The following is an 11,773-nucleotide window of genomic DNA, read 5'->3' as shown; positions in this document are numbered from 1 at the left end:
GGGGAAATAAGAAAAATGGGAGGTGTAAAAATGAAGAAAAAACTTGTAATTGCAGGTTTTGTGCTTCTGCTGGCTGCGATCCTTGTATTTGCAGCAATACAATTTACAAATGTCTCTGCATCTGAATCAATTACTGAAGGGGAAGCCAGGGAACTAATAAAAGACCGATATCAGGGAGAAATACAGAATCTGAAAAAAGTGAACAGCAATTATATGATTGAAATGAAAAAAGGCGAAGCATTATATGAAATAATGCTGAGTGAAAACGGAGGAGATATTCTTTCGTTTGAAAAAAAGGAGCAGGATTCAATTGGCAAACAGAAGCAGCTTGATGAAGAAAAAATAAAGAAAATTATTCGGGCAGAAGAACCTGGTGAAGTACTATCTATGAAAAAAGTGACTCATAAAGAAAAGTCAGCATTTGAGGCAATAGTTCAGAAAGATGAAGACAAGATTAAGATTACGGTTGATGCTCAGACTGGAGAAGTTGTATCCCGTTATACCGAGGAAGTAAAGAGCCCTGTCAAAAATCTAACCGAGGAGGAAGCTATTCAAATTGCTTTGAAAAGTGAACCTGGGGAAGTGGATGATATCAGTTTTGAGGAATCAGAAAGAGGGTCTTACTATCTTGTAGAGATAGAAAAAGATGATGGCAGGGAGGCTGCTGTCGAAATTCATGCTATTACGGGAGAAGTGTTATCGGTTTCCTGGGATGATTAATCTTTTCTCATCAAATTTTAATTTTCTTATCCTTTTTCTCTCATTTTCACCGGTTATATTGAAAATGTAGAAAAGAAAAGGAGGAAAAATAACATGAACAAAAAATTTGCAGTTATTTCAATGGCAGGAGCTATATTACTGGGTGGAGCTGTTGCAGCAGGAGCTGCTGATACGAACGGAAAAGAAGCTGTACAGGATTTGATTTCTATTGAAGAGGCGAAGAAGATTGCTTTATCAGAAGCAGAGGGAAAAGTAGAGAGCATTGAGCTGGAAAGAGAAAAAGGCAAGCAGGTTTATGAAATTGATGTGGACAACGGAAAAGAAGATTTCGATATTAAAATTAACGCATTAGACGGTGAAGTCATTTCAGTTAAAAAAGAGCAAGATGATGATGATCAATCTGAAAAAGAGATAAATGCAGAAAATATAATCTCTGAACAAAAGGCTGTTGAAATAGCTGAACAAGAAGTTAATGGAACGATGAAGGAAATTGAATTAGATGAAGACGATGGACAAATCCTTTATGAAGTTGAACTGAAAACAAATAAAGGCGAAGCAGATGTTGATATAGATGCTGAATCCGGAAAAGTTTTAAAAGTCGAACTGGATGACTAATACCAAATAGAAAGCGGGGCGGATTGCTCCGCTTTTTGCTGTAATTTGTTACAAGCTTATGAAGAGACTACTCATCAATCCCCTTTTTGGTTCATAGATTATGGTAAGGACTAAAAGGGGGAGTGGCAATGCGGGAAGAAGAAAATAAATCATTGGAATATGCCATTCAGGAAATTACTGAAATTGCAAATGGATTTGGCTTGGATTATTACCCGATGAGGTATGAGATTTGCCCAGCCGAAATCATCTATACATTCGGCGCTTATGGCATGCCGACCCGGTTTTCGCATTGGAGCTTTGGAAAACAATTTCATAAAATGAAGCTGCACTATGATTTAGGATTATCAAAAATATATGAGCTTGTCATCAACTCAGATCCCTGCTACGCGTTTCTTCTGGATTCCAATTCACTCATCCAAAACAAATTAATCGTGGCGCATGTTTTAGCTCATTGTGATTTCTTCAAAAATAATGTCCGTTTTCAAAACACAAAAAGGGACATGGTAGAGAGCATGGCTGCCACTGCTGAAAGAATAAGGCGATATGAAATTGAGTTTGGGAAGAAGGAAGTGGAAACTTTCCTTGATGCAGTCCTGGCAATCGAGGAACATATTGATCCATCTCTTATGAGACCGAAGCTTGCGTGGAGTACGGAAGATGAGTATGAAAGCAGCGGGGATACAGTGGTTTCCAGTCCTTATGATGATTTATGGGATTTGGATGAAAGAAATAAGAAGCATGAACCAAAGAAGAAGAAAAAGAAATTCCCTCCTAAACCCGAAAAGGATTTACTGCTGTTTATTGAAAGCTACAGCAGGGAGCTAACCGACTGGCAGCGGGATATATTGACGATGATGCGGGAAGAAATGCTCTATTTTTGGCCGCAGCTGGAAACCAAAATTATGAACGAAGGCTGGGCATCGTATTGGCACCAGCGTATTTTGAGGGAAATGGATTTGACTTCAGCTGAAGCATTAGAATTTGCAAAATTGAATGCTGGTGTAGTGCAGCCATCCAGAACCGGAATTAATCCATATTATCTGGGTCTGAAAATTTTTGAAGATATTGAAGAAAGGTATAACAACCCTACAGAGGAAATGAAGAGGCGTGGTGTGGTACCAAATTCAGGCAGGGAGAAAATGTTCGAAGTTCGTGAAATTGAGTCAGATATATCCTTTTTAAGAAATTATTTAACAAAAGACCTTGTCATGAGAGAAGATATGTACCTGTTCCAGAAAAAGGGCAAGGATTATAAAATTGTGGATAAACAATGGGAGAATGTGCGCGATCAGCTTGTCAGCATGCGTGTAAATGGAGGATTCCCTTATTTAACGGTTAATGACGGCGATTATATGAAGAACGGAGAGCTTTACCTTAAGCACTGGTTTGAAGGAGTTGAGCTTGATCTTAAATATCTTGAAAAAGTACTCCCATACGTATACCAGCTGTGGGGAAGAGGAGTCCACATGGAAACCATTGTTGAAGGCAAAAATATGCTATTCACTTACGATGGAAAGAGCATCCACAGGAAGTATTTGTAAAAATAAAAGACGGACCACATATATTGTGGTTCGTCTTTTTGGTGTGGGGCTCCGAACAGGCTCTAAAATAATGGGCAGAATAAAACTAAATACTTTCCTTCCCAGGGAGTATTGCAGTACGATTAAGTGTACAGGCTGGGGTATATAGAAAAGTAAATAACCCATTTCTGATTTAACATATGAGAGGATGATGATCTTGAAAATTACAGATTCAGCTCGGGATCTATTGAAACAGGTTCTTCAAGAGAAGAATACTGGCGGAATTAGGGTTTATTTTGCAGGCTTTGGCTGAGGAGGCCCGCAAATTGGACTGGCTCTGGATGAGCCGGAATCAGACGATATAACCGAAACAATAAATGAAATCCAGGTGGCAATCGACCCTGAAATCAAGGAGCACACAGAAAGTATGGTCCTGGACTTTGATCAGGAAAATGAAAGAATAGTCTTGTTAGGCAATGAAAGTGACTGCTGCTAATGCCAATAAAAAACACCCTCTTGGGTGTTTTTTTATTTAATCCTAAAGTTGGAGTTCGAACATGGTGAAGGTTCAGACGCAGAAAGCGGAAAACCTGGAGTCAGAGTCCGAACTTGGATCAGGTTCAGACACAAAAAGGGGAAATGCTGGAGTCAGAGTCCGAACTTGGATCAGGTTCAGACACAAAAAGGGGAAATGCTGGAGTCAGAGTCCGAACTTGGATCAGGTCCAGACACAAAAAGGGGAAATGCTGGAGTCAGAGTCCGAACTTGGATCAGGTCCAGACACAAAAAGAGGAAATGCTGGAGTCAGAGCCCGAACTTGGATCAACTTCAGACAGAAAAAGCAGAAAACCCGGATTTAGAGTCCGAACTAGAGCAGGCTCAGATAAAATCGGAGTCAGGGTTCGAGCTCGCTGCAACATCGGATATAAAAGCTTAAGGTATTGACAATATACCTAATGGGGTATAATGTTTAAATTGTAAATCGAATAATTTACACAAAGGCTATATTTAAACCTTGCTCCTGCTTAGTTTCTCAGTATGTTAAGGCATTATCCTGGCAGTAGGATTATATCATTACATGCTGGGAGGTATGATGAACTGGGAAGAGCACTAGATTTTTGTTCTGCAACCGGCCAAGAAAATTAAGTTGACAGAAAGACAAATACACTCTAATATATACCCTAGTGGGTATAAGAGTCACCCGTAATTTTTTCACTATAAATATACCCAATAGGGTAAAAAGGAGGATGAAAAATTGAAAAAGAAAAAAACAACAATTGTTTTATTCAGCGCTGATTATGACAAAGTGATGGCAGCTTATATCATCGCTAACGGTGCAGCTGCTTACGATCATGAGGTAACCATCTTTCACACTTTCTGGGGATTAAACGCTCTTAGAAAAGATGAACCGATTCAAGTCAAAAAAACATTCATGGAAAAAATGTTTGGCAAAATGATGCCAAGAGGCCCGGAAAAAATGGGCTTATCGAAAATGAATATGGCTGGGATGGGTCCTATGATAATAAAAGATATTATGAAAAAGCACAATACAATGCCAGTAAGCGACCTTATTGCAATGGCAAAAGAACAGGAAGTTAAGCTTGTAGCCTGCCAAATGACTGTTGATCTGCTTGGATTTAAGCACGATGAAATAATAGATGGTGTGGAATATGCAGGAGTAGCGGCTTATCTTGCAGATGCAGAAGACGGAAATGTCAACTTATTTATCTAAAGTCGTAAGGAGGAATTTCAAATGGATACTTTAAAGACAAATTCTTCAGTAGATGCAAAGGGGCTTGCCTGCCCAATGCCGATTGTAAAAACAAAAAAAGCAATTAATCATCTGAATCCTGGGGAGGTACTTGAGGTACTTGCAACAGATAAAGGTTCAAAAGCAGATATTCAGGCATGGGCAAAAAGCTCGGGACACCAATATCTTGGCACAATGGAAGATGGCGAAGTGCTTAAGCACTATATACGAAAAGCAGGTGAAAATGAAGAGTGCGAAGCTTCAGTTTTTGAGCCTGTTGCCTCTAACGATGATCTTTTAAAAGAGATGGATTCCAATAATGATATCGTTATTCTCGATGTCAGGGAATCTGCTGAATATGCATTCGGCCATATTCCCAATGCTATTTCGATACCCTTCGGAGAATTGGAGGAGAGAATTAGTGAGCTCGACCCAAATGCAAAAATTTTTGTTGTATGCCGGACAGGTAGCCGAAGTGAAATGGCATCCCAGGTATTAGCAGAAAAGGGCTTCTCAAACGTAATGAATGTTGTCCCGGGAATGTCTGAATGGAATGGTCCAAAAGAAACGAAGCTTAACTAAAAATTTTTATACGAAAATATACATTAGGGGGTATATAAACGATGAAAGCAATGACTGCTAAAGAAGTAACGAAAAAGGTTATTCATAATGAAGAACTATTTATACTTGATGTACGGAATGAAAACGACTTTAAGGATTGGAAGATGGAAGGCAAAAATTTCGAATACTTGAATGTTCCATACTTCGAACTTCTGGATGGAGTAGAACCTATTCTTGATAAAATTCCGGCTGATAAAGAGCTTTTAGTAGTGTGTGCAAAAGAAGGTTCTTCTGTAATGGTCGCAGAAATGCTTGAAGAAGCAGGACGCGATGCTTCATACCTTGCAGGCGGGATGAAATCATGGAGTGAATACCTCGAGCCGATTAAAGCTGGTGATCTGAAGGATGGCGGAGAAATATATCAATTCGTCCGCATCGGGAAAGGCTGCCTGTCCTACATGGTGATTTCAGATGGTGAAGCTGCAATTGTCGATGCAACAAGAATGACAGATGAATTTACTGAATTTGCTGCTGAAAAGAATGCAGTGATCAAGCATGTCTTTGATACTCATCTGCATGCAGATCATATTTCCGGCGGACGCAAAATAGCCGAAAAAACGGGTGCTTCCTACTGGCTTCCTCCTAAGGATGCAGAAGAAGTAACATTTGAATACAGCCGTCTTGAAGATGGAAACGAAGTCATGATCGGTTCTGTTAAAATCAGTATACGAGCTATTTACTCACCAGGCCATACGATTGGTTCGACATCATTTGTAGTGGACGATCGATACCTTCTTTCAGGTGATATTCTATTTATCGATTCAATCGGACGTCCGGACCTCGCCGGCAAGGCCAGTGATTGGGTTGGAGATTTAAGAGAAACACTTTATAAGCGCTATAAAGACCTATCGGACGAATTAGTTGTTTTGCCTGCACACTTCATGATTATTGAAGAATTAAATGAAGATGGCAGTGTATCCGAAAAACTTGGGACATTATTTGCAAGAAATCACGGGCTAAACATTGAAGACGAAGAGGAGTTCAGAAATTTAGTTTCTGAGAATCTTCCTCCTCAGCCAAATGCATATCAGGAAATCCGCGAAACAAATATGGGGAAAATCAGTCCGGATGAAGAAAAACAGCGTGAAATGGAAATCGGTCCAAATCGCTGTGCAGTAAGATAATCGGTTAGCAGAAATAATTAAAAATGGGAGGAATGGAACATGAACACAGCGAAAGTACTGGATGCGAAAGGGTTAGCTTGTCCGATGCCCATCGTCAAAACGAAGAAAGCAATAGGTGAAATCGAAACAGGGCAGGTGCTTGAGGTTCATACAACAGACAAAGGAGCAGTCAAAGATTTGGCTGCCTGGACAGAATCAACAGGACATGAGCTTTTAAAACATGAGGCTGATAATGAAGTGTTAAAGTTCTGGATAAAAAAAGGCTAATCCATTGAATAGATAAAAGGGGGTCTCCGCTCCCTTTTATTGCTTATAAGGAGGAGATAGCCACATGGATTTTACTTATTTGATTGTTATTTTTTTAATAGGTTTTATAGGGTCTTATATTTCCGGTATGGTAGGAATTGGCGGCTCAATCATAAAATACCCTATGCTTTTATACATTCCGCCATTATTTGGATTAGCAGCATTTTCTGCCCATGAAGTGTCCGGTATCAGTGCAATACAGGTGTTTTTTGCAACTATCGGAGGTGTATGGGCTTACAGGAAAGGCGGATATCTGAATAAAACACTTATTATTTATATGGGTTCAGCTGTACTGGCCGGAAGCCTAATCGGCAGCTACGGTTCGAGGTTTATGACTGAAGGCGGCATTAATTTTGTATATGGTGTTTTAGCTTTAATTGCTGCAATCATGATGTTTGTGCCTAAAAAGGGTTTGGATGACATACCTTTGGACAGGGTAAAGTTCAATAAATGGCTTGCAGCATTTTTTGCTATGATTGTCGGCATCGGGGCTGGTATCGTTGGTGCAGCAGGGGCGTTTTTACTGGTTCCCATTATGCTGGTTGTATTAAAGATTCCTACAAGGATGACGATTGCGACGTCACTTGCAATCACATTTATTTCATCGATTGGATCTGCAGCAGGTAAATTAGCAACCGGACAGGTAGACTATGTTCCGGCAGCCATTATGATTATTGCCAGCATAATTGCTTCTCCATTAGGAGCTGCTGCAGGAAAGAAAGTAAATACAAAAATTCTCCAAGTAATTCTGGCTGTACTAATCTTGGCCACATCCATTAAGATCTGGATAAATATATTATAATTCTCGGGAGGGGACAGCGGGTGCTGTTCCCTTTAACGCTTAACCTTTGGTTAAGCGGAAGCAATAATCTTGTGGGTCACTTAAGAGAGCAGATCAGAGACGATCACTTATCATCACAATCTATAATATAATCAGTTATCTTTTGAATTTGATTTGACTGGCGCATTCATCTTTTTTATGAACTGACTTAATGAATGGCTTTCTTTTTAAATCTCCCGCCCCTAACTTCCGCAATATCAGAAACTGCTAAAAAAGCACTGGGATCTATTTCTTCAACGATGGCTTTTAACTTTGCCTCTTCCAGTCTGGTGATAACACAAAAGATTACTTTTTTATCGTCCCCTGTATATGCACCTTCCCCATTTAAGTAGGTAACTCCTCTGCCCAGCCGGGCCAGAATCGCTTCGCCGATTACCTTATGCTTGTCGCTGATGATCCAGGCCGATTTTGATTCATCCAGCCCGCTGATAACAACATCAATCGTTTTAAAAGCTATGAAATAAGCAAGGATTGAATACATTGCCCGGTTCCAGCCGAAAACAAAGCCTGCCGTAGCAAAAATAAAAATATTGAAAAACATAATAATTTCGCCGACAGAGAACGGAAGTTTTTTATTTACCAGAATGGCCAAGATTTCAGTTCCATCTAAGGATCCCCCATACCGAATTACCATGCCGACCCCAACACCAAGAACCATGCCGCCAAATACAGTTGCTAACAGCAAGTCCTCTGTAAAAACAGGGACATCGTGCAAAAGGAGGGTAGTTGCTGATAATACGGCAATTCCTAGCAGCGTAGACAAAGCAAAGGTTTTCCCTATCTGTTTGTACCCTATGTAAAAAAATGGAATATTAAGGATGAAAATAAACCAGCCAAGTTTCCAGCCGGACAGGTGAGAGAGGATAATGGAGATGCCTACTATTCCGCCATCCAGTATTTTATTGGGCACAAGGAATTCCTCGATTCCCACGCCCATAAGTATGGCTCCAACTATGATGAAGAAAATCCTTTTTGCAAGCTTTCCTTTAGTTAATCCTTTATGTACATTTGCTTCAACAGCAGTTTCGAGTGAAACGTTCATAAATGACCCCCATTTTTTATGATATCAGGCACCTTTATAAGCTATTAACATAATATGATAGCTTGTGCCTTTTTAGCTCAAAATAATATCGGCAGAATGATAAGTGCTATATCTTATTATACCATTTCTTAATCAGATAAGGGATTCCGAAGTTAAATAACAAGCTTAGTAGTGTACTTCTATGCTTTTTTATGAACCTGATTGAATATTTTATGAAAATACGATTAGTTCAAACCTCTACGGGGAAATAAACACATACAAGCAATTAGCTGAATAAGGGAGGGGTAATTAGATGCAGAAGGTTATTCAATTTGGCAAGAAGCTCGGAAAGGAATTTAAGAATGATCGGGCAACCGGGCTTGCAGCTGAACAAGCGTATTATTATATGCTCTCCATTTTTCCTTTATTGATCCTGCTTATCTCCATCGTTCCATATCTATCACTGGATCCTCAAAAAGCATTATCCTATCTGCAGAGTGTAATGCCGTCTGATTCGTTTAGTATAATTGAGGAAAATGTAATTGATATCATTACAAAGCCGAACGGCGGACTTCTTACTTTTGGTATTATAGGTACATTATGGTCCGCTTCTAATGGAATGCAGGCTTTCATAAGGGCCATGAATGATGCGTTTGATGTAGAAGAATCGAGATCATTTATAAAATCAAGACTGGTTTCCATAGGTTTAACACTTGGACTGCTGGCAGCATTCATAGTAGCCATGGTTCTTCCCGTTTTCGGAAAAGTAATCTTGAATTTTATTGGAAACTTTATAAATATATCTGATGGGATGCAAATTCTGATCAATGTATTGAGATGGGCAGTTGCTTTTGTGATCATGGTTACAGTTCTGGCGATTCTTTATAAGGTCGCACCGAATAAACATTTTCCGTTCAAACAGGTATTGCCGGGTGCAATAGCCGCCACGGTAATGTGGCAGCTCATATCCTTTGGCTTATCCTATTATGTAAGCAATTTTGGAAATTATTCGGCCACATATGGAAGTCTTGGCGGAGTTATTGTATTAATGCTTTGGTTCTTTTTAACCGGTCTTGCACTTGTTATTGGCGGAGAAATAAGTGCACTCTACCACAGAAATAATACATTCAAGCCGGGCAGCGGGAAGAAGGACAATAATAAAGAAAACTCCAAAGTACAATCTGATGGAGAAGCGTATCGTACACTTTCAATTAAATAGGACAAAATAAAACGAGGGCTCAGCCCTCGTTTTATTTGATTTGATGGATAAAAGGAATTTTAATGTTCCACCACTTTTTGATTTTCTTCGGTGTTTCTTTTACAGCAGACACTGTATTATTAAATGTTTGTTTCTTATAATTGATATCCCTTTGGATTTCTTTCTGGGTTGCTGTCAGTTCGTCAACCCCGGATTTCAATTGATCAGCTTTCAGCTGCATGACAGTGCTTATTGCTGTCAGTTTCTTAATTGCGGGTTTAGCATCTTTGTATGCTTTAAAAGCATAAATGCCCAGAAAAATCAGGGATGCTGCAATAAGAATCAAGCTTGCATATACAATGAACATTACGACCTGCCTCCTCATGCCGGGTTTTCTTATTATTTACCCACTAAAGCAAAAAATTAACGTTAAATCTTTTTAATCAACTTCAAGATAAAAGGGAATTCTCAGAATAAATTAAAGAATTGACGGCCATAATTGAGTTTGCTAGAATTGGCTTCATTATATCAATATATAATTTTTGTTGGTGCAGGTCACTGCACTTTACATCTTACCTGTATATGTTCAGAGATAGGGTCTGAGCGTTTCTACCGGGCTGCCGTAAATAGCTTGACTACAGGGGATATAGCTTGTTTGGAATTAGCATGCTATTTTCTTCTGTTTTTCTATATGGCAGCTTCGCATATTGCGGAGCTTTTTTTATTTTCCACTAAAAAAGGAGGGAATGGCATGTCAGCTTTTTTCCGGTTTCATGAAAGAGAAACATCATATAAGCAGGAAACTATGGCAGGTTTCACAACGTTTTTATCAATGGCGTATATCTTAATTGTAAATCCAATTATCCTTAGTCAGGCCGGAATGGATAAAGGGGCTGTTTTTACTGCTACAGCGCTCTCGGCGATTATTGGCTCTTTATTAATCGGCCTGCTGTCCAATTATCCGATTGGAATTGCACCAAGTATGGGCCTCAACTCTTTCTTCACTTTTTCAGTATGCATCGGAATGGATATTCCATGGCAAACAGCATTAACCGGTGTATTTATTTCAGGGATCTTATTTGTGATATTAAGTTTATTAAAAATACGCGAAAAAATTATTAACATTATACCGAAGGATTTAAAGCATGCAATTGCAGGCGGCATCGGATTCTTTATTGCTTTCATCGGATTGAAAAATGCAGGCCTTGTTGTAGGAAATGAAGCGACATTTGTTGCGATTGGCAATATTAAATCCCCAGTTACACTGCTTGCTGTATTCTGTTTTATCTTAACAATCGTATTAATGGTAAGAGGTATTAAAGGGGCCATTTTTTATGGCATGGTCATTTCAGCTGCTGCCGGAATGTTAATTGGCCTAATTGATAAGCCGGAAAATATCGTGGGGGCCATTCCGAGCCTTGAGCCGACATTTGGGGAGGTTTTTCTGCATATTGATCAAGTTTTTACTCCTGAAATGCTGGCAGTAATATTTACTTTCTTATTTGTTGCCTTTTTTGATACAGCAGGAGCTTTAATTGCGATTGCGAGTCAAGCTGGCCTGATGAAAAATAATGAAATTCCTAATGCCGGCAAAGCGCTTCTGGCAGATTCCAGTGCTACTGTCGTAGGCTCTGTGCTTGGAACTTCTACAACTGCTTCCATGATTGAGTCCAGTTCAGGGATTGCGGCTGGAGGAAGAACAGGTTTTACTTCAGTGATTATCTCTGCATGCTTCGCGGTTGCACTATTCTTTTCTCCTTTGCTCAGTGTGATTACGGCTGAAGTAACATCGCCTGCACTGATTATTGTAGGAGCACTAATGGCCATGGAGGTAAAACATATTAATTGGAGTAAGTTGGAAATAGCTATCCCTGCTTTCGTGACCATTTTAATGATGCCTCTGACCTTCAGTGTAGCAACAGGGATTGCACTCGGTTTTATTTTATACCCAATTACTATGCTGGCACTTAAAAGGCCAAAAGAAATCCATCCGATCATGTATGGACTATGTATTGCATTTATGGGGTATTTTGTTTATCTTGCATAAAAGGAATAGG

12 protein-coding genes and 1 riboswitch are annotated in these 11,773 nt (G+C 39.5%); of the genes, 10 read left to right on the top strand and 2 right to left on the bottom strand.

Annotated features, from left to right (window positions below; all coding sequences use genetic code 11):
* The first annotated feature begins 30 nt into the window (after positions 1-30).
* The 8 genes from AC6CHU_RS24380 (at position 31) to AC6CHU_RS24345 (ending at position 7,458) form a co-directional block, all read left to right on the top strand.
* Complete coding sequence (locus AC6CHU_RS24380) at positions 31-720, top strand: PepSY domain-containing protein (protein ID WP_159865850.1); 690 nt, start codon at positions 31-33, stop codon at positions 718-720.
* A 93-nt stretch (positions 721-813) separates the two neighbouring features.
* Positions 814-1,335, top strand: a complete 522-nt coding sequence (locus AC6CHU_RS24375; protein ID WP_251284922.1) for a PepSY domain-containing protein — start codon at positions 814-816, stop codon at positions 1,333-1,335.
* 128 nt (positions 1,336-1,463) lie between these two features.
* Positions 1,464-2,876, top strand: coding sequence for a SpoVR family protein (locus AC6CHU_RS24370; protein ID WP_251284921.1), 1,413 nt, complete (start codon positions 1,464-1,466; stop codon positions 2,874-2,876).
* Between the two features lie 1,234 nt (positions 2,877-4,110).
* The gene (locus tag AC6CHU_RS24365) at positions 4,111-4,587 is read left to right on the top strand and encodes a DsrE/DsrF/DrsH-like family protein (protein WP_498123018.1); all 477 of its coding nucleotides are present in this window, start codon (positions 4,111-4,113) and stop codon (positions 4,585-4,587) included.
* Positions 4,588-4,608: 21 nt separating this feature from the next.
* Positions 4,609-5,187 carry a sulfurtransferase TusA family protein gene (locus AC6CHU_RS24360; RefSeq protein WP_159865862.1) on the top strand — a complete coding sequence of 193 codons (579 nt, stop codon included), beginning with the start codon at positions 4,609-4,611 and terminating at the stop codon, positions 5,185-5,187.
* A 41-nt stretch (positions 5,188-5,228) separates the two neighbouring features.
* Positions 5,229-6,350, top strand: coding sequence for an MBL fold metallo-hydrolase (locus tag AC6CHU_RS24355; RefSeq protein ID WP_498123016.1), 1,122 nt, complete (start codon positions 5,229-5,231; stop codon positions 6,348-6,350).
* Positions 6,351-6,389: 39 nt separating this feature from the next.
* Positions 6,390-6,617 (top strand): sulfurtransferase TusA family protein, encoded by a 228-nt coding sequence (locus AC6CHU_RS24350; protein ID WP_159865868.1) that lies wholly within the window; start codon positions 6,390-6,392, stop codon positions 6,615-6,617.
* 64 nt (positions 6,618-6,681) lie between these two features.
* Positions 6,682-7,458, top strand: a complete 777-nt coding sequence (locus AC6CHU_RS24345; RefSeq protein ID WP_498123015.1) for a sulfite exporter TauE/SafE family protein — start codon at positions 6,682-6,684, stop codon at positions 7,456-7,458.
* Positions 7,459-7,645: 187 nt separating this feature from the next.
* On the opposite strand, the gene AC6CHU_RS24340 is transcribed toward AC6CHU_RS24345, so the two are convergent.
* Positions 7,646-8,539: a YitT family protein gene (locus tag AC6CHU_RS24340; protein ID WP_159865874.1), complete on the bottom strand. Its 894-nt coding sequence runs from the start codon at positions 8,537-8,539 to the stop codon at positions 7,646-7,648.
* 292 nt (positions 8,540-8,831) lie between these two features.
* Here AC6CHU_RS24340 and AC6CHU_RS24335 point away from each other — a divergent pair, with 292 nt between their 5' ends.
* Positions 8,832-9,737, top strand: coding sequence for a YihY/virulence factor BrkB family protein (locus tag AC6CHU_RS24335; protein WP_251284917.1), 906 nt, complete (start codon positions 8,832-8,834; stop codon positions 9,735-9,737).
* Positions 9,738-9,768: 31 nt separating this feature from the next.
* Here the strand turns inward: AC6CHU_RS24335 and AC6CHU_RS24330 are convergent, their stop codons facing one another.
* The gene (locus AC6CHU_RS24330; RefSeq protein WP_159865879.1) at positions 9,769-10,083 is read right to left on the bottom strand and encodes a DUF948 domain-containing protein; all 315 of its coding nucleotides are present in this window, start codon (positions 10,081-10,083) and stop codon (positions 9,769-9,771) included.
* Between the two features lie 189 nt (positions 10,084-10,272).
* Positions 10,273-10,374: riboswitch (purine riboswitch) on the top strand.
* 93 nt (positions 10,375-10,467) lie between these two features.
* Here AC6CHU_RS24330 and AC6CHU_RS24325 point away from each other — a divergent pair.
* Complete coding sequence (locus AC6CHU_RS24325; RefSeq protein WP_159865882.1) at positions 10,468-11,763, top strand: NCS2 family permease; 1,296 nt, start codon at positions 10,468-10,470, stop codon at positions 11,761-11,763.
* Positions 11,764-11,773 lie beyond the last annotated feature (10 nt).

The sequence above is a fragment of the Cytobacillus sp. GQ23 genome, assembly GCF_059758675.1.
The sequence above is the reverse complement of the archived record's forward strand: the minus strand, read 5'-3'. Positions and strand labels throughout refer to the sequence as shown.

Coding starts and splice junctions, on each gene's coding strand:
- AC6CHU_RS24380 (WP_159865850.1), top strand. CDS start 31: ATGAAGAAAAAACTTGTAATTGCAGGTTTTGTGCTTCTGCTGGCTGCG.
- AC6CHU_RS24375 (WP_251284922.1), top strand. CDS start 814: ATGAACAAAAAATTTGCAGTTATTTCAATGGCAGGAGCTATATTACTG.
- AC6CHU_RS24370 (WP_251284921.1), top strand. CDS start 1,464: ATGCGGGAAGAAGAAAATAAATCATTGGAATATGCCATTCAGGAAATT.
- AC6CHU_RS24360 (WP_159865862.1), top strand. CDS start 4,609: ATGGATACTTTAAAGACAAATTCTTCAGTAGATGCAAAGGGGCTTGCC.
- AC6CHU_RS24355 (WP_498123016.1), top strand. CDS start 5,229: ATGAAAGCAATGACTGCTAAAGAAGTAACGAAAAAGGTTATTCATAAT.
- AC6CHU_RS24350 (WP_159865868.1), top strand. CDS start 6,390: ATGAACACAGCGAAAGTACTGGATGCGAAAGGGTTAGCTTGTCCGATG.
- AC6CHU_RS24345 (WP_498123015.1), top strand. CDS start 6,682: ATGGATTTTACTTATTTGATTGTTATTTTTTTAATAGGTTTTATAGGG.
- AC6CHU_RS24340 (WP_159865874.1), bottom strand. CDS start 8,539: ATGAACGTTTCACTCGAAACTGCTGTTGAAGCAAATGTACATAAAGGA.
- AC6CHU_RS24335 (WP_251284917.1), top strand. CDS start 8,832: ATGCAGAAGGTTATTCAATTTGGCAAGAAGCTCGGAAAGGAATTTAAG.
- AC6CHU_RS24330 (WP_159865879.1), bottom strand. CDS start 10,083: ATGTTCATTGTATATGCAAGCTTGATTCTTATTGCAGCATCCCTGATT.
- AC6CHU_RS24325 (WP_159865882.1), top strand. CDS start 10,468: ATGTCAGCTTTTTTCCGGTTTCATGAAAGAGAAACATCATATAAGCAG.